We start from the raw sequence: 17,660 nt of genomic DNA, 5'->3' as shown, positions 1-17,660 counted from the left end.
ATTCTGGCAAATTTCCGTTCACTGGAACGTTACGAACCCTATATTAGTCTTAGCGATATGAACCGGCGCGATCTCTTGAAAGGCAGCCTTGCGGCAGGAGCAGCATTGTCGCTGCCCGCTGGCGTCGCGGCTTCCCCTCGCAAGGGCACGCCGCGCGATCGCGCGCTGTTCGATATCGCCAAGCGCGAGCTCGACCGCGCCGGGAACGTGATCTGGAAAAAGGACATTGTGGGGATTGCCGATTTCGGCGTCCATTCGGCCACCCGCCGGTTCCACTTCGTCAATCTCGATCGCGAGGAAGTGCAGAGCTACCACGTCAGTCACGGCACCGGCTCGGACCCGGAGCATGACGGCTGGCTCAATCGCTATTCCAACGTCGAAGGCTCCAACGCGACCAGCCGGGGTGCCTATGTCACGTGGGAATGGTATCAGGGTCGCTACGGCACCTCGGTGCGATTGGGCGGACTCGATCCCACCAACGAGGCTGCGCTGCGCCGCTACATTGTCATGCACCGCGCCAACTATGCCGAACCCTCGCATATCGAGCGCTGGGGCCGGCTTGGGCGTTCCAATGGGTGTTTTGCGCTAGGCGAAGAGCAATTCCGCATCGCGCTGCTCAACCTGTCGGGCGGACGCCTGCTGTTCGCCGACAGTCTCGGCCTTCAGGACGACGGCTCGCTGCAGCCGATGAATCTCGAGCCGCTCCAGCCGGAGCAACCAAGCGACCTGCAACGTTACGCGCCGGGATCGTTCTAAAGCGTGCGGTACCGGGCATCCGCTGCCGGGTTCGAATTCAGCATCGGATCGCCCCTTCGCGCGATCCTGCCTGCCAGTTTTCAGGCGGCGGTCGTCGGGTCGCTGCTCATCCTTGCCTATCTGGCGGTCGTTTTCGCGATCGAGCTGTTTGAACCAACCGTGATGGCGGCAGCGGGCGGGATCATGTTCGTCTTTCTGGTCATGTTTCTCGGAACGCTGATCGGTACGGTATTCTGCGCGTTCTACATTGCAGTGATCGGCGCGCCGCTGGCGATGCTGCTCGGTGAGCGGATCGAGCGACCGGTCGGGCTGGCAATCGCGTTGGTTGCCGCGCTCCTTGCCGGGGGTCTCGCCGCTGCGATTCTGACGGGCAGCGGGTTCGATCTCGGCCAGATCGAAAGCTGGTACGGCATCGCCGCGACGCTCGCCTATGCGATCCCCGCCGGGCTCCTCTACCGCCGCTCGGTCGTGGTCGCCCGTGAACTCAGCCGCCGCGACTAGCTCTCGTCAGCTGTCCTGCAAATCGTCCTCGATCACGATTACCTCGTCGTCGATCACGTTGCTGCGGTTCTGGACGCGCGGCTTGTCGAGGCTCGCCAGCACCGGCGCGTCGCGACCGTAGATGTCCTTGAAGGTCTGCATCTCGCCGTTGATGTCAGACGCCATGGTGAAATAGGTGATGTAGGCGGGCATTTCCTTCTCGATCGGCACCTTGGTGTACTTGCCCGAGGTGGCGATTTCGACAGCTTCGTCTTTGGTCGCGCCGCGACCCAGGATCGCCATGGTGATCGCCAGTTCGAGCGCCCGCTCGGTGCGGATGCAGCCGTGGCTCAGCGCGCGGTCGTCATTTGCGAACAGGTGGCGCGATGGCGTGTCGTGGAAGAAGATCGCGTGCGCATTGGGCATTTCCAGCTTCATCCGGCCCAGCGAGTTGCCGGGGCCGGGCTGCTGTACCACCGTGATCCAGCCGTTCGCGCCGCGTGTCGCGACATAGCCGTTGCGCTTCGCCCAGGCGGGGTTGCCGAGCACTTTCGCGCCGAGCCCTTCGCCCTTCACGATCGATTGCGGCACTGTCCAGGTCGGGTTGAACACCACGCCTTCGATCTTTTCAGCCAGCTGCGGGGTCGCGGTGCGCCCCGGCTTGCCGACGATCGTGCGATAGGTGCTGATGATCTTGTCGCCGACGGTCAGCCGCAGCTGGTATTCGGGAACATTGGTGATCAGGTATTGTGTGCCGAGATCGCGCGCGAGCCAGCGCCAGCGATCCATGTTGGCGCGGATCAGCTTGCGCTTCGCCGTCTGGCCAGCCGGCGTCTTGGCAAGCTCCCGCTTGAGCCGCGCATAATCCGGATGGGTGGGGTTGAGCGTCGCCAGGGTACCCGCGACATCCCCGCTTTCAAGCGCTTGCGCAAGCAGATCGGCGGTGCGAAACCGGTCGCGGTCGGGATCGACCACGAACCACTGCTCGCGCGCATCCATCGGGGTGCGCCCGTCGCGCAGATCCTCGACCAGCCACACGAAATTCTTCGAAGCAAGCTTGTCGAGCTCCTCCGACGGGCCCGAGGCGAGCGCCACCTTGAGCGCCTGCAAGTCGTAATCCTTGGGGTCGAGGCCTTCGGCATCGATCTTTTCGATGACGGCGATCAACGCGGTCGCGCTGGCGATCGACCACGGTTGCACCAGCGGCCCGGGAGGGGCGAGATCGCCCTGTACCACTTCGCCAGAAACCATTTCCGGAAATGCTTCATCGAACGAAGACGAATCCTCGCTCTGCGCCGGTTGCGATGGCGATTCGTCCTGCGCGAGTGCTCCTCCCGTCGCAATCGCCGCCATTGCCGTGCCACCAACCAAAATACTCAACCAGCTACGCATATCTGCCTCAAACAACCCTATCTTGTGCGCCCGGAGCGCATGCCTGTCGCGGTGAGCATACCCCGCAATCGCGATATCTATCAACCGAATGTGCTTTCGCGGCGATGAATCCCCACAGGTGCGTATCGGGAAACAGGTGACCGGGCCGGCGCGCGCAACTAGGGCGTGCTTGCCATGTCATCGCCCGCTGCCGTCTCTCATCGCCTGATACCCTTCGCGGCGACTTTCGCAGCGGTGGCGGCGCTGTCGTTGATGGATGCGGTGATGAAAAGCGCGGCGCTGGTTGCGGGCGTCTACACCGCGACGCTGTTGCGCAGCCTGATCGGCGCCGCGATGATCGCGCCGTTCTGGCTGGCTCGTGGATGGCGCTGGCCGTCACCACCGGCGCTCAAGCTGCATATCGAGCGCGGGATCATTTCGGCCTTCATGGCGCTGAGCTTCTTCTTTGCGCTGACCAGGCTGCCGATTGCCGAAGCGATCGCGATCAGCTTCATCGCGCCGCTGATCGCGCTCTACTTCGCGCGGGTCCTGCTCGGCGAGCAAATCCGGCGGCAGGCGGTGTTCGCCAGCGTGCTGGGCCTTGCCGGAACGCTGGTGATCGTCGGCGGCCGTCTGGGGCGCAGCGATCTGTCGCCGGACGTGCTGCTGGGGCTCGCCTCACTGATCTTTTCAGCGCTGCTCTACGCCTACAATTTCGTGGTTATCCGGCGCCAGTCGCAGGTCGCCGGGCCGCTCGAGGTGGCGACCTTTCACAGCGGCATCGGCGGGCTGGTGCTGTTGCTGTTCGCTCCGTTCTTCTGGGTTACACCCGCGCTCGAGCCGCTCGGGTCGATCACGATCGGCGCCGGCCTGACGGTCACAGCGGCGATGGCGCTGGCCTGGGCCTATGCGCGCGAGGAAGCGCAGGCACTGGTCCCGATCGAGTATTCCGCATTCCTGTGGGCCAGCCTGTTCGGCTGGCTGTTCTTCCGCGAAGCCGTTACGGCACCGACGATCGCCGGGACCGCGCTGATCGTAACCGGGTGCTGGATCGCCACGCGCAAGCCGCCGGCGAGCGTGGACAAACCCTCGCGCCAATAGGCCGAATTCCGCCCTCGACGGGCCGTGTTTTCCTTGACCTCGGCCCCAAGGTCTAGCAGGTGCGACAACGTGAATTTCACCCGGGTTCCGAGGACCCGGACCCTCCCCCTCCCGAGTAACGGCTTGGCCGGGGGAACAGCCAAAAAGGATGGGACACCCCGATGACTGCTATCGGCAAGGATACGCTCGCAACCCGCTCGACTTTGACCGTTGGCGGCAAGGAATACGCTTACTACTCGCTCGCCAAGGCGGCTGAGCAACTCGGCGATATCTCCAGGCTGCCGAACTCGATGAAAGTGCTGCTCGAAAACCTGCTGCGGTTCGAAGATGGCGGATTCACTGTCGGGCGCGAGCATATCCAGGCGATCGTCGACTGGCAGAACAATCCCGTCACCGGCAATGAAATCCAGTACCGTCCGGCGCGGGTGCTGCTGCAGGACTTCACCGGCGTTCCCTGCGTGGTCGATCTCGCGGCGATGCGCGATGCGATCAAGCAGCTCGGCGGGGACACCCAGAAGATCAACCCGCAGGTTCCGGTCGACCTCGTGATCGACCACTCGGTCATGGTCGACGAATTCGGCCACCCCAAGGCGATGGAAGCCAACATGGCGCTCGAATACGAGCGCAATGCCGAACGCTACGACTTCCTCAAATGGGGCTCGAAAAGCTTCGAGAACTTCACCGCCGTGCCTCCCGGCACCGGAATCTGCCACCAGGTGAACCTCGAATACATCGGCCGCGGCGTGTGGTCGAGCGAGGACGAAACCGGCGCACTGGTCGCCTATCCCGACACCTGCGTCGGCACCGACAGCCACACCACCATGATCAACGGTCTGGGCGTGCTGGGCTGGGGCGTCGGCGGGATCGAGGCCGAAGCGGCGATGCTGGGCCAGCCGATCTCGATGCTGATCCCCGAAGTCGTCGGCTTCAAGCTGACCGGCCGCATGGCCGAAGGCGTGACCGCTACCGACCTGGTGCTGACCTGCGTGCAGATGCTGCGCGAAGTCGGCGTGGTCGGCCGCTTTGTCGAATTCTACGGCGAAGGCGTTGCCAACCTCACCCTCGCCGACCGCGCGACCATCGCCAACATGGCACCCGAATATGGCGCGACCTGCGGTTTCTTCGGCATTGATGACAAGACGATCGACTACATGCGCCTGACCGGTCGCAGCGAGGAAAGCCTCGCACTGGTCGAAGCCTATGCCAAGGAACAGGGCATGTGGTTCGACCCGGCGAACGAGCCGGTGTTCTCGAACACGCTCGAACTCGACGTTGCCAGCGTTGTCCCGAGCCTTGCCGGACCCAAGCGCCCGCAGGATCGCGTGATCCTTCCCGAGGTGGACGAGCTGTTCAACGGCGACCTCAAGACGGTGTACAAGAAGGACGCTCCCGTCCGCACCCCGGTCGAAGGCAAGGACCACGACATCGGCGATGGCGATGTCGTGATCGCTGCGATCACCAGCTGCACCAATACCTCGAACCCCGACGTGCTGATCGCCGCCGGACTCGTCGCCAAGAAGGCGAACGAGCGCGGCATGAAGCCCAAGCCGTGGGTGAAGACCTCGCTCGCACCGGGTTCTCAGGTGGTCACCGACTACCTCGTCAAATCGGGGCTGCAGGACGATCTCGACGCGATCGGCTTCGACCTCGTCGGCTATGGCTGCACCACCTGTATCGGCAACAGCGGCCCGCTCGCCCCGCCGATTTCGGCTGCGATCAACAACAACGATATCGTCGCCGCATCGGTGCTGTCGGGCAACCGCAACTTCGAAGGCCGCGTATCGCAGGACGTGCGCGCCAACTTCCTCGCCTCGCCGCCGCTGGTGGTAGCCTATGCGCTGAAGGGCACGGTGACCGAGGACATCACCACCACCCCGCTGGGTCAGGATCAGGACGGCAACGATGTCATGCTCGCCGACCTGTGGCCGACCAATGCCGAAATCGCCGAGCACCGCGCGGCCAATATCGACCGTTCGATGTTCGTCAGCCGCTATGCCAACGTCTATGACGGCGATGAGCACTGGCAGGCGATCACTGTAGAGCCGTCGGACACCTACAAATGGCGCGCAGGCTCAACCTATATTGCCAACCCTCCCTACTTCGAGGGCATGGGCATGGAGCCTGATGCGATCGCCGATATCGAAGGCGCGAAGCCGCTGGCGATTCTCGGCGACTCGGTCACCACCGACCACATCTCGCCGGCTGGCGCGATCAAGGAAGATTCGCCCGCCGGCTCCTACCTGAAGAGCAATCAGGTCGCGAAGAAGGACTTCAACTCCTACGGATCGCGTCGCGGCAATCATGACGTGATGATGCGCGGCACCTTCGCCAATATCCGCATCAGGAATGAGATGGTTCCGGGCGTCGAAGGCGGTGTCACCACCTACAACGGCGAGCAGATGCCGATCTACGACGCGGCCATGAAGCACAAGGCCGACGGCACCCCGCTGATCGTGGTCGGCGGCAAGGAATACGGCACCGGCTCCAGCCGCGACTGGGCGGCGAAGGGCACGATCCTTCTCGGTGTGCGCGCCGTCATTGTCGAAAGCTTCGAGCGTATTCACCGCTCGAACCTCGTCGGCATGGGCGTGCTGCCGCTGCAGTTCAAGAATGGCGACACACGCGACACGCTGAACCTCGATGCCGATTCCACCTTCTCGATCAAGGGTCTGGCCGACCTCGCCCCCGGGCAGGATGTCGAGATCGAAGTCACCCGCGCCGACGGCTCGACCTTCAGCTTCACCGCCCTGTGCCGGATCGATACCGCAAACGAGATGGAGTATTACCGCAATGGCGGCATCCTTCACTACGTGCTGCGTAAGCTGGCGGCGTGATCGCACTATGCGGGCCGCGCTTCTCTTTTCGCTTCTGGCGCTCGGGCTGACCGCCTGCGCGCCGGAGGGCGAAGGCAAGGACAGCGTCCCGCACGGCCCCATCCCCGGCTACGAGCTCGCCGCGGCCAAGGCCGCGGCTGCTCCGAACGCGGCAAAGGTGGTCGATCTTACGGTGGACCAGCTTCGGCAGATGCTGGCGGCCGGCAATGTCCGCCTGATCGATGTGCGCACGGCGGAAGAAGTGGCCGAGGGGGTGATTCCCGGAGCCGAGCACATCGCCATGGACGATTTCGATCCCGCCGCGCTTGGGGATTCGGGTGGCCGCGACGTGGTGCTGTACTGCCGCTCGGGCCGTCGTTCGGGCATCGTTGGCGAGAGGCTGGCAGCCTACACCGGCAAACCGGCCGCACACCTTGCGGGCGGAATCATCGCCTGGAAGGAAGCCGGCGGCGCAACACAACAGGCCACAACCGGACATTAACCCCCGCGAAAGCGACGGGCGCGCATGATCTCCTTCACGGGAGGAATTGCCATGAAGTTGATTGTCGCCATGGTTGCCGCTGCGCCGCTCGCGCTCGCAATCCCCGCTGCCGCACAGGATGTCCCGCGAGAGGCCGTCGAAATCGACTATCGCGGATTTGCCGAGTTGACCGACGAGGTTGCCGAGATCCGCGCCGCACGGCTGCTCGGGGCCGAGGCGTTCTTCGCCAGGGCAGCCGAAAGCGGTTCGCTGATTCTCGACACCCGCTCCGCCCAAGCCTTTCAGCTGGGCCACCTCGAAGGCGCGGTGAACCTGCCCTTTTCCGACTTCACCGAAGAGACCTTGCGCGAGGTGATTGGCGAGGACAAGGGCCGCACGATCCTGATCTATTGCAACAACAATTTCAGCGACGACGTCGTCCCGGTGGCGCTCAAGAAGGCACCGCTTGCCCTCAATATCCCGACTTTCATCAACCTCGTCGGCTACGGCTACACCAATGTGTGGGAACTGGGCGACACGGTTGCGATCGCCGACGTGGGCTGGGTCAGTCCGCTCACCGAACAGCTGGCCGCCACCAGCAACGAGAAAGCGGCTCTCGCCCAATAGGACGGAGCCGCTTCCCGGGTACCGAAACGTCTTGGAGTGGGCTTAGGCGCCCGGCTTCGGTTTGATCTTGCGCCTCCGCAGGATCGCCGCTGCGGCGAGGCCGAACAGCGCGACCATCGGCGGAGCGGGAACCTCGGTGCCCGAGCTGGTCCCGCCCGTGCTCGAAGAGCTGCCGCTTGACGAGGATGAGGACGAGGAACTGCTGGAGCTCGAGGAAGAGCCCGAGCTCGAGGACGAGCCGCTGCTTCCCGACGAGCCCGACGAACCGGTCGAGCCGGAGGACGAGGACGACGACGAGGAGCTCGACGAGCTGCTCGACGACGAGCTGGTGCTGCTGGTCATGTCGCCCGAGGTGCTGCCCCCGCTGGTGGCACCACCAGACGAAGAACCGCTCGAGGATGAACCGCTGGAGGAGGACGACGAACCCGAACTGCCCGACGAACCGCCGGTGCTGGTCATGCCGCCGCTCGATCCGCCCGACGAGCTGGAGCTGCCGCTCGACGATCCCGACGAACTGGAAGACGACGAGCCGCCCGAAGAACCGCCCGTGCTGGTCATGCCACCGCTCGAACCGCCCGAAGACGAAGACCCCGAACTGCTGGACGAGGATCCCGAACTCGACGAGCCGGAACCGCCCGAGGAACCACCGCCCGGCTTGCCGGGCTTGCCGGGCTTGCCGGGCTTGCCGCTTGATCCGCCACCGCTTGACGAGCTGCTGCTCGAAGAAGAGCTCGACGAGCTCGAAGATGACGAGGACGAGGACGAGCTGCTGCTCGAGACGTTGCCCGAAGAGCTCGAAACGTTGCCTGACGACGTCGAAACGTTACCCGACGACGTCGAAACCGCGCCGGTGCTCGAAGAGACGGCGCCGGTTGAGCTCGATACATTGCCCGACGTGGTCGAGCTCGTGCTGGAGATCGCGCCGGTGCTGGTCGAAACCTGTCCGGTCGATGTCGAGGTCGAGACCTGACCGGTCGACGAGCTGATCTGGCCCGAAGACGAGGTTGTCGAGGTCGAGTTGTCGATGTCGATATCGATGTCGATCGGACCGCCGGACGAAGTCGGTTCGCCGCCGCCGGTCGTGGTAGTGCTGACGACGGACACATCGCCCGACGACGAACCGCCGCCGCCGAAAAAGCCGCCGAAGAAGCCGCCGCCAAACCCGCCACCGAAACCGCCGAGTCCGCCACCGATTATGACCGGTCCCGCGCCGCCGCCACCCTGGATGGGCGGAAGCGGGGGCAGCGGAGCCGGGGCATAGGCGACCTGCGCGATCGGCGGACATTCGGCCGGATCGTAATACGCCGCAGTCGCACCGGTGGGCAGCGGTGCGGCGGCGATTGCGTCGGTTCCGGCCGGGCCGTACCCGCCGGGAAGCGGCTGGCATTCGATCGTCCGCTCGACGATTCGCCGGCGCCGGTCTTCGGGCTGCGGCAGTTCGCGCTGGCGCGTCTTGATGTACTTGGTCTGCTGCGGCACCGGCAGCGGATCGATTTCGACCAGCTTGCCGTTCGCATCGGTGGTGTATTGCGGCTCGTCCGTGTTCATCGGCTCGGCCACGCGCACCGCCCCGCCCTGCATGAGCGCGACGCCGGCAGCGGCGGCGGAAAGCTTTGCGATTGCCATTTTCAGCGACATAGATCGAACCTTGGTTGCCTGTGGCGGCTCGATGCGGCCCACCCGCACCTTCGCCTAATCCAAGGTTGTCATGCTTGCGTAAGGGGCCGCTCGGCAATGCGATTAACCATCTTCTGACGGCTCGAGTCGCTCAAACCCCACGAATTTCGTGGTTTTTCGGGGCGGCTGTCCCGTTTTGACACCGAAAAAGAGGCCGGGGTTAGCTCTGCCGTTAACCGGCTGCGTCGCCGTCGCCATCGAACAGGCTCGACTGCCCGGTGACGTTTCCAGCCGGAGGAGCGAGCTCAAGATGTTCCCATCCGGCATCGTTGAGCACGCGCCCGCGCGCGGTGCGCGCCAGCAGCCCGAGCTGGATGAGATAGGGCTCGATCACGTCCTCGACCGTGTCGCGCGGCTCGGCGAGGCCCGCCGCGAGCGTTTCGACGCCGACCGGCCCGCCCTTGTAGGTGGTGGCGATCATCGCGAGATACTTGCGGTCCATCGCGTCGAGCCCGAGCCGGTCGATCTCGAGCCGGGTCAGCGCGCGGTCGGCAATGGCGCGGGTTACCCGGCCTTCGCCACCGACGTGGGCGAAGTCGCGCACGCGGCGCAGCAGCCTCCCGGCCACGCGCGGCGTCCCGCGCGAGCGGCGGGCGATCTCGCGCGCGCCGTCCTTGTCGATATCGAGTCCCAGCAGACGCGCGCCGCGCGAGACGACCAGGTCGAGCTCGTCGTGCGAGTAGAAGTTGAGCCGCACCGGAATCCCGAACCGATCGCGCAAGGGCGTCGTCAGCAGCCCCTGACGCGTGGTTGCCCCGATCAGCGTGAAAGGCGGCAGGTCGATCCGCACGCTGCGGGCCGATGGCCCTTCGCCGATGATGATATCGAGCGCGCGGTCCTCCATCGCGGGATAGAGCACTTCCTCGACCACCGGATTGAGGCGGTGGATCTCGTCGATGAACAGCACGTCGTGCGGCTCGAGATTGGTCAGCAGCGCCGCGAGGTCGCCCGCCTTGGCGATCACCGGGCCGGAGGTCGCGCGAAAGCCCACGCCGAGTTCGGCGGCGACGATCTGCGCGAGCGTGGTCTTGCCCAGCCCCGGCGGACCGAAGAACAGCGTGTGGTCCATCGCCTCCCCGCGCGACCGCGCGCTCTCGATGAACACCCCGAGATTGTCGCGCGCCGCCTCCTGCCCGATGAACTCGGCCAGCGACTTGGGCCGCAGCGCGACATCGGGATCGTCGGGCTGACGGTCAGGCGTGTGGAGGGGGACGGGGTCAGTCATTTGGCAGATCGGCTACAATCAGGTCACGAACGGTGAATAGCACAAGGAAAGTGATGGCCATTGCGACAGTCTTCACGCCGATTTCTATCCACCCAACTGCACGCCCACTGAATTCGGTCTCATCATCTATGCCAATCTTCTCGGCGACCAGCTCAATCAATCTCGCTATTCCTGTGAAGGAAATGAGTAGCGGCGGTAGCAACGAAACGACGAAGAGTATTCCGACTAGCCAGCTACCTGTCCTCGCCTCCGCCACACCTAGAAGGGCACAAATAGCGACCGCTTCAAACCAACGCACAATCCAATTAGCGAGTGCATTTGTTTCAGCAAGGTATCGCATGTTCTTGTTCTCACTCATCAAAACGGGTTCACCGTGTAGCCCTGCCGCTGGAGCACCGCGTGAGCGGTCATCGCGGAGAGCGCCAGTTCCACGCCGGGTACGAGATCGTCTTTCGTGATGCCTTGCGCAGCCGCGCTCTGCCCGCACAGGATGATCCGCACGCCGTTGTCCAGCAGCGCGGGGATGGCCCCGGCAGTGCGGTTGGAGCCTTCCTTGCCCTTCGCTGTCCAGGCTTTGGCGGTCAGCAAGTCGACCGCGGCCCCGCCATGCACCACAACGGCGGCGCGCACGCGGGCAGGCTCGACCCCGGCGGCGGCATGCATGTTCACGAACCGCGCGGCGCTTTCAATGGTGCGGTTGATGCGCCCCCCCTCGGCGGGCGTCGCGGTGTCGAAGGCGACGAAGAGGTCCATGCCATCGGGGATCGCAAAGTCCTGACCCTCGATCGGTGCGTGCGGGCCGAACTCCTCGAACACCGGGCCGGTGTTGAACGCCGACAGGTCCTGCGCAGTAGCGGGCGCGGCGAGGAGAAGCGCGGTGGTTAGGACTGCTAGGCGCTGCATTTCTTTCCTTTTCTCGTCATGCTGATTTTGGAGGGGATCAGCCCGCATGGCTTTCCAACAAGTGACCAATCGCGAGAGCTACAAACACAGCTACCCACTGGATGCAGGGCACAACAATCAAAGCGATTGCGCTAAGTGCGTCGGGTGGGAGCAGAAACATGTCGTGCCATTGCCAGTAGAACCCAACCACGGCGATTACGAGCACTATAGAGTAGTGTATCACGGACACCCATTCTGTGCCGAACCTGCGACCCATCCCCGCTCCAGCGGCTATTGGAGCCGCCATCCAAATAACCATCAATGAGCCAAATATCCAAGTAACTGGTTCTTCGGAAAACAAACTGCGAATAGCCAAGAGAAATACCGCGAGCGTATATATCCATCCAATTAGCTTGGCGGGTATTTAGGCAGATCACTCTTCACCCCGCAGCCCTCTTCAGCGCCACGCGGATCAGGTCGCTCTCGCCCGAATCTTCGCCCAGTTCAGCCCGTGCGCGGGCCACCGCCTGCGCTGCTACGGCTGGCTTGAAACCAAGGTTTTCGAGCGCACTCACCGCGTCGGCGCTCGCACCGCCCGCTGCCGATACCGCACCAACCGGCATCCCCGCAGCTCCACCGCCCGGCAGCGCCCCGGCCTTGTCCTTCAGCTCGTTGACGATCCGCCCGGCGAGCTTCGGCCCGACCCCGTTCGCGCGCGCCACGCTCGCCGCGTCTCCGGAAGCGCAGGCATCGCGCAGTTCGCCGGTCGACAGCGCCGAGAGGATCGCGAGGCCGACCTTGCTGCCCACCCCCTGCACCTGTGTCAGCATCCGGAACCAGTCGCGCTCGGCGCTTTCGGCAAAGCCGAGCAGGCGCATGTCGTTCTCGCTCACCTGCAAATCGGTGTGGACGGTGCAGCCCTCGCCCACTTCGCCCAAGGCCGCGAGCGTCTTGGTCGAACAATGGACGAGGTAACCGACGCCCTGCACGTCGACGATCGCCCAGTCCTCGCCGGTTTCGTCGAGGCGGCCGGATAGCTTTGCAATCATGTGCCAGTGTTGGAACAAACCGGACACAATTGCCAGAGCGCCCCCTGATTTATCGTCATTGCGAGCGAAGTGCAGCAATCCAGTTCCGTAGCCGGATTGCCGCGCAACCTTCGGTTGCTCGCAATGACGAAGGATGGCGATGCGGCGAACGCGCTGGAATCTCGACAGGCCTGCGCTTTTCGCTATTGCAGCGCGAATGAGCTGGAACACATTCGGACGCGTGCTGCGCTACACCACCTGGGGGGAGAGCCACGGGCCGGGCCTTGGCGCGGTGCTCGATGGGTGCCCGCCGGGCCTGCCGGTGACCGAAAAGCATATCCAGCCGTTCATGGATGCGCGCAAGCCGGGGCAGAGCAAGTACACCACCCAGCGCAAGGAAGCCGATCTGGTCAAGATCCTGTCGGGCGTGTTCGAGGATACGACCACCGGCACGCCGATCCACCTGATGATCGAGAACACCGACCAGCGATCGAAGGACTATTCGGAGATCGCCCGGTCCTATCGCCCCGGACACGCCGACTACACCTATGACGCCAAGTACGGCATCCGCGACTATCGCGGCGGCGGGCGATCGAGCGCGCGCGAAACGGCGGCGCGGGTGGCAGCGGGCGCGGTCGCGCGGCTGATTATCCCCGAAGTCACAATCACCGCCTATGTCTGCGAACTCGGCGGGGACAAGATCGACCGCGAGGCAATCGACTTCGACCAGATCGACCAGAACCCGTTCTTCTGCCCCGACAGCTGGGCGGCGAAGCGCTGGGAGGAGAAAGTCGATCAGGCACGCAAAGACGGTTCGTCATTGGGCGCGGTGGTCGAATGCGTCGCGGAGGGCGTGCCCGCCGGATGGGGCGCACCAGTTTATGCCAAGCTCGACAGCGACCTTGCCGCCGCGATGATGACGATCAACGCCACGAAGGGCGTCGAGATCGGCGCAGGCTTCGAAGCCGCGCGGCTGACCGGCGAGCAGAACGCCGACGCGATGGCGCCGGGCGAAGATGGCAAGCCGGTCTATGCCTCGAACAATGCGGGCGGCACGGCGGGGGGTATCTCGACCGGGCAGCCGGTCGTGTGCCGGGTGGCGTTCAAGCCGACTTCCTCGATCCTCACACCGGTCGCGTCGATCACCGCCGACGGCGAAGCGACCAAAGTCCGCACCAAGGGCCGCCACGATCCCTGCGTCGGCATCCGCGGCACACCGGTGGTCGAAGCGATGATGGCGCTGGTGCTGGCGGACCACAAGCTGCTGCACCGGGCTCAGTGTGGCGCAACCAATTCGTGATTGAGTTGTTGGGTACCTGACGAGGAGCAGTATCCAAAACCATGACCGTTCACCCCCGCCTCGAAGCCTCGGCCGCGCTCTACAAGCAGCGCGTGCGCGCTTCCGATGTGTTGCCCAACGCGCCGGTAAATCCGGATAAGCGCAAGACGCAGATCGTGGTGGTCGGCGGCGGGGCGGGCGGGCTGGAGCTGGTGCGCAAGCTGGGCGCGAAGTTCGGGCGCAAGAAGCACGACATCATCCTGGTCGACAAGAACCTCTCGCATATCTGGAAGCCGTTGTTGCATGAGGTCGCGGCAGGATCGCTCGACGCCAATCTCGACGAGGTCGGCTATCGCGGGCACTGCCACCGCTGGGGCTATCGCTTCTTCCAAGGCAGTCTTGAGGCGATCGACCGCGAAGCGAAGACGATCCGGCTCGCCCCGGTGCTCGACGATCAGGGTGACGAAATGGTCGGCAGCCACACGATGCGGTACGATTACCTCGTGCTCGCGGTCGGTTCGGTATCGAACGATTTCGGCGTGCCGGGCGTGACCGAACACTGCCTCTATCTCGACTCCCGCAAACAGGCGGACAAGTTCCGCACCAGGCTGCTCAACCACTGCCTGCGCGTCAGCCGCGCGATGATGGCCGATCCGGAGGCGGACGAGAAGGTGAGCGTGGCGATTGTCGGCGGCGGGGCGACCGGGGTGGAACTGGCGGCCGAACTTTACAACGCGGCGGCGGCACTGCGGCACTACGGCCTCGAAGTGTTCGACGAGAGCCGGCTCGAGGTCACCTTGCTGGAGGCCGGCGAACGCATCCTGCCTGCTCTGCCCGAGCGGCTTTCCAATGCGGCGACCCATGAATTGCAGACGCTGGGCGTAGAGGTCTGGACCGAGACGCAGGTGGTCGAAGCGAAGAAGTGGGGCCTCATCACTGCCGATGGCAACGATATCGAGGCCGACCTGATGGTCTGGGCAGCGGGTGTGAAGGGTGCCGATTTCCTGAGCGGGCTGGGTCTCGAAACCAATCGCAACAACCAGGTGATAGTTACCGAGACGATGCAGTCCGTCACCGATCCGAACATCTTCGCGCTCGGCGATTGCGCTTCCTACACCCCCGCCGGTGAAACCCGCCCGGTCCCACCCCGCGCACAGGCCGCGCACCAGATGGCCGACACGGTGTTCGACAACATCTGCCGGATCATGAAAGGCAAGCCGCTCAGGAGCTTCACCTATCGCGACCAGGGTTCGCTTGTGTCGCTCAGCCGGTTTTCGACCGTCGGCAGCCTGATGGGCAATCTCGTCGGCGGGGCGATGGCGGTCGAAGGGCGGATGGCGCGCTTCATCTACACCTCGCTCTATCGCATGCACCTGATCGGCATCCACGGCTGGCTCAAGGGCCTGGGACTGATGCTGATCGGCCGGGTGAACCGGATCGTGCGGCCGAAGCTGAAGCTGCATTAGAGCGCAACTGCAACACATCCTGCACCGCGGGGAACCAATTCAAAACGTTCCCGTTATTTCGATTGAAAATTCCGATTTTCGCAATCGCACAAATCGTCTTTTTTGCGCTGCAGCAGGCACTATCTGCGCTGCATCAGTTCAACACATCCAATTCAAAGGATAACAACACAATGGGTATCATCGGTTCGACCATCCAGCCGTTCAAGGCGACCGCATTCCAGGCCGGCAAAGACTTCTTCGACGTCACTGACGAAGATCTGAATGGCAAGTGGGCTGTGTTCTTCTTCTATCCGGCCGACTTCACCTTCGTCTGCCCGACCGAGCTCGAGGACATGGGCGAAAAGTACGACATGCTGCAGAGCATGGGTGTGGAAGTCTACGCCGTCAGCACCGACACGCATTTCAGCCACAAGGCCTGGCACGACAGCTCGGAAAAGATCGGCAAGCTCAAGTTCCCGTTCCTGGGCGATCAGAACCACGTCCTCGCCAACCAGTTCGGCGTGCTGCGCGAGGGCGTTGGCCTGGCCGACCGGGCAACCTTCGTTGTCGACCCCGACGGCGTGATCCAGATCATGGAAATCACCTGCGAGGGCGTCGGCCGCAACGCCAACGAACTTACCCGCAAGATCAAGGCCGCACAGTATGTCCGCGCCAATCCAGGCCAGGTCTGCCCGGCGGCGTGGGAAGAAGGCAGCGACACGCTCGCCCCTTCGCTGGATCTTGTCGGCAAGATCTGAGTTGATCCCCTAAGAGCCCGAGTTCCTCGGGTCGCTGGAAAGCCCGGGCCGTCCTCCCCCCCTCCCGACGCCCCGGGCTTTTTGCGCAAATCCGTCATTTTCACGCTTTCAGGAAAGGCACCGTCATGCTCGACCAGACCATGCAGACCCAGCTCAAGCAATATCTCGCCAATTTGCGCGAGCCGATCGAGCTCGTCGCATCCCTGGACGAAAGCGAGAAATCAGCACAGACGCGCGAGCTGCTGAGCGAGATCGCCGCATTGCACGAGCATGTCAGCGCGAGCTTCGACGGCACCGATGCGCGCAAGCCCAGCTTCATCATCCGCCGCGCTTCGGATGCGAACAAGTGGGTGCGGTTTGCCGGCCTTCCGATGGGGCACGAGTTCACCTCGCTGGTGCTCGCGCTGCTGTGGGCCGGCGGCCATCCGCCGAAGGTCGATGCCGATCTAATCGAACAGGTCCGCGCGCTCGAAGGCGATTACGAATTCGAGATGTATTTCTCGCTAAGCTGCCATAACTGCCCGGACGTGGTGCAGGCGCTGACGCTGATGGCGCTCGAGAATACGCACATCACTGCGACCCTGATCGAAGGCGGGACGTTCCAGGATGAGGTCGAGGAGCGCGGCGTGCTCGCGGTTCCGGCGACGTTTCTCAACGGGACAAGCTTCTACAACGGCAAGATGGAACTCACAGAGATCCTGTCGAAGCTCGACAGCGGGGCCGACGACAAGGCGGCGGAGAAGATGTCCGCCAAGGATCCGTTCGAGGTGCTGATCGTCGGCGGCGGACCCGCAGGCGCTGCGGCAGGCGTCTACACTGCGCGCAAGGGCTTCCGCACCGGCATCGCTGCCGAACGCTTCGGCGGGCAGTTGCAGGATACGCTCGGGATCGAGAACCTGCCCGGCACCGGCTACACCGAAGGACCGAAGCTGTCCGACGACCTGAAGAAGCAGGTCGCCGACAACGAAATCGACCTGATCGACCTGGCCCGCGCCACACAGCTCAAGCCCGCGAGCGAAGCGGGCGGAATGCACGAAGTGACGTTCGCCAACGGCGCGGTGCTCAAGACGCGCGCCCTGATCCTCGCCACCGGCGCTCGCTGGCGCAATCTCGGTGTGCCGGGCGAAGCCGAGTATCGCAACAAGGGCGTGGCCTATTGTCCGCATTGCGACGGCCCGCTGTTCAAGGGCAAACGCATCGCGGTGATCGGCGGCGGCAATTCGGGCGTCGAAGCGGCAATCGACCTTGCCAAGATTGTCGGTCACGTGACCCTGATCGAATATGACGACAAGCTCCGCGCCGACGAGGTGCTCCAGCGCAAGCTGCGCTCGCTGCCCAATGTCGAGATCGTCACCAGCGGCCAGACCACCGAAGTGACCGGCGACGTTTCGCGCGTGAACGGCCTCGTTCTGAAGGACCGTAAATCGGGCGATGAACGCCGGATCGAACTCGAAGGCGTGTTCGTACAGATCGGGCTCGTGCCGAACACCGAGTGGCTCGAGGGCACCGGTCTCGACCTGTCGCAATACGGCGAGATCGTCACCGACGAGGAAGGCGCAACCAACCTGCCCGGTATCTATGCCGCGGGCGACGCGACCACCGTGCCGCACAAGCAGATCGTGGTGGCGATGGGCGAAGGCTCGAAGGCTGCGCTTGGCGCGTTCGACTACCTCATCCGCAACGAGCCCGTCGAGGATGTAGCGAAGGCAGCGTAGCTTTTTGCGAGCCGGGATGCAT

General features: G+C 64.0%; 17 protein-coding genes. 12 read left to right on the top strand and 5 right to left on the bottom strand.

Annotation, left to right across the window (positions count from 1 at the left end; translation table 11 throughout):
- The first annotated feature begins 57 nt into the window (after positions 1 to 57).
- Both KDC96_RS15700 and KDC96_RS15695 read left to right on the top strand, forming a co-directional pair.
- Positions 58 to 756 (top strand): murein L,D-transpeptidase catalytic domain-containing protein, encoded by a 699-nt coding sequence (locus KDC96_RS15700; protein ID WP_212449423.1) that lies wholly within the window; start codon positions 58 to 60, stop codon positions 754 to 756.
- Positions 757 to 759: 3 nt separating this feature from the next.
- Positions 760 to 1,257 (top strand): hypothetical protein, encoded by a 498-nt coding sequence (locus KDC96_RS15695; protein ID WP_212449422.1) that lies wholly within the window; start codon positions 760 to 762, stop codon positions 1,255 to 1,257.
- 6 nt (positions 1,258 to 1,263) lie between these two features.
- On the opposite strand, the gene KDC96_RS15690 is transcribed toward KDC96_RS15695, so the two are convergent.
- Complete coding sequence (locus tag KDC96_RS15690; protein ID WP_371815565.1) at positions 1,264 to 2,589, bottom strand: L,D-transpeptidase family protein; 1,326 nt, start codon at positions 2,587 to 2,589, stop codon at positions 1,264 to 1,266.
- 213 nt (positions 2,590 to 2,802) lie between these two features.
- Here KDC96_RS15690 and KDC96_RS15685 point away from each other — a divergent pair, with 213 nt between their 5' ends.
- The 6 genes from KDC96_RS15685 to KDC96_RS15660 all read left to right on the top strand — a co-directional run bounded on the left by KDC96_RS15685 (position 2,803) and on the right by KDC96_RS15660 (position 9,325).
- Complete coding sequence (locus KDC96_RS15685; RefSeq protein ID WP_212449417.1) at positions 2,803 to 3,708, top strand: DMT family transporter; 906 nt, start codon at positions 2,803 to 2,805, stop codon at positions 3,706 to 3,708.
- Positions 3,709 to 3,869: 161 nt separating this feature from the next.
- Entirely contained in the window at positions 3,870 to 6,542 is a 2,673-nt protein-coding gene (acnA, locus tag KDC96_RS15680) for an aconitate hydratase AcnA (RefSeq protein ID WP_212449415.1), read from the top strand.
- 7 nt (positions 6,543 to 6,549) lie between these two features.
- Entirely contained in the window at positions 6,550 to 7,023 is a 474-nt protein-coding gene (locus tag KDC96_RS15675) for a rhodanese-like domain-containing protein (protein ID WP_212449413.1), read from the top strand.
- 51 nt (positions 7,024 to 7,074) lie between these two features.
- Positions 7,075 to 7,629 (top strand): rhodanese-like domain-containing protein, encoded by a 555-nt coding sequence (locus KDC96_RS15670; RefSeq protein WP_212449411.1) that lies wholly within the window; start codon positions 7,075 to 7,077, stop codon positions 7,627 to 7,629.
- A gap of 61 nt (positions 7,630 to 7,690) precedes the next feature.
- On the top strand, positions 7,691 to 8,599 hold the full coding sequence (locus tag KDC96_RS15665; RefSeq protein ID WP_212449409.1) for a hypothetical protein: 909 nt from the start codon (positions 7,691 to 7,693) through the stop codon (positions 8,597 to 8,599).
- Between the two features lie 348 nt (positions 8,600 to 8,947).
- Positions 8,948 to 9,325 carry a hypothetical protein gene (locus KDC96_RS15660; RefSeq protein WP_212449407.1) on the top strand — a complete coding sequence of 126 codons (378 nt, stop codon included), beginning with the start codon at positions 8,948 to 8,950 and terminating at the stop codon, positions 9,323 to 9,325.
- Between the two features lie 153 nt (positions 9,326 to 9,478).
- On the opposite strand, the gene ruvB is transcribed toward KDC96_RS15660, so the two are convergent.
- The 4 genes from ruvB to ruvA all read right to left on the bottom strand — a co-directional run bounded on the left by ruvB (position 9,479) and on the right by ruvA (position 12,462).
- Positions 9,479 to 10,531, bottom strand: a complete 1,053-nt coding sequence (gene ruvB / locus KDC96_RS15655; protein WP_212449405.1) for a Holliday junction branch migration DNA helicase RuvB — start codon at positions 10,529 to 10,531, stop codon at positions 9,479 to 9,481.
- The gene (locus KDC96_RS15650; protein WP_212449403.1) at positions 10,524 to 10,889 is read right to left on the bottom strand and encodes a hypothetical protein; all 366 of its coding nucleotides are present in this window, start codon (positions 10,887 to 10,889) and stop codon (positions 10,524 to 10,526) included. Before KDC96_RS15650 ends, ruvB begins: the two co-directional genes overlap by 8 nt.
- On the bottom strand, positions 10,889 to 11,434 hold the full coding sequence (locus tag KDC96_RS15645) for a DsrE family protein (protein WP_212449401.1): 546 nt from the start codon (positions 11,432 to 11,434) through the stop codon (positions 10,889 to 10,891). The genes KDC96_RS15650 and KDC96_RS15645 overlap by 1 nt, the downstream gene beginning before the upstream one ends.
- Positions 11,435 to 11,853: 419 nt before the next feature.
- Positions 11,854 to 12,462: a Holliday junction branch migration protein RuvA gene (gene ruvA, locus KDC96_RS15640; protein WP_212449399.1), complete on the bottom strand. Its 609-nt coding sequence runs from the start codon at positions 12,460 to 12,462 to the stop codon at positions 11,854 to 11,856.
- Positions 12,463 to 12,658: 196 nt separating this feature from the next.
- Between ruvA and aroC the strand changes: the two genes are divergently transcribed.
- The 4 genes from aroC to ahpF all read left to right on the top strand — a co-directional run bounded on the left by aroC (position 12,659) and on the right by ahpF (position 17,638).
- Positions 12,659 to 13,741: a chorismate synthase gene (aroC, locus tag KDC96_RS15635; protein WP_212449397.1), complete on the top strand. Its 1,083-nt coding sequence runs from the start codon at positions 12,659 to 12,661 to the stop codon at positions 13,739 to 13,741.
- Positions 13,742 to 13,782: 41 nt separating this feature from the next.
- Positions 13,783 to 15,186 carry an NAD(P)/FAD-dependent oxidoreductase gene (locus KDC96_RS15630; protein ID WP_212449395.1) on the top strand — a complete coding sequence of 468 codons (1,404 nt, stop codon included), beginning with the start codon at positions 13,783 to 13,785 and terminating at the stop codon, positions 15,184 to 15,186.
- 170 nt (positions 15,187 to 15,356) lie between these two features.
- On the top strand, positions 15,357 to 15,923 hold the full coding sequence (gene ahpC / locus KDC96_RS15625; protein WP_212449393.1) for an alkyl hydroperoxide reductase subunit C: 567 nt from the start codon (positions 15,357 to 15,359) through the stop codon (positions 15,921 to 15,923).
- Positions 15,924 to 16,048: 125 nt separating this feature from the next.
- Entirely contained in the window at positions 16,049 to 17,638 is a 1,590-nt protein-coding gene (gene ahpF / locus KDC96_RS15620) for an alkyl hydroperoxide reductase subunit F (protein WP_212449391.1), read from the top strand.
- Positions 17,639 to 17,660 lie beyond the last annotated feature (22 nt).

It is taken from the genome of Erythrobacter sp. JK5, from assembly GCF_018205975.1.
In the GTDB taxonomy this organism is placed as follows: Bacteria; Pseudomonadota; Alphaproteobacteria; order Sphingomonadales; family Sphingomonadaceae; genus Erythrobacter.
Note: the sequence above shows the minus strand (reverse complement) of the source record. Positions and strands in the feature narration are given on the sequence as shown.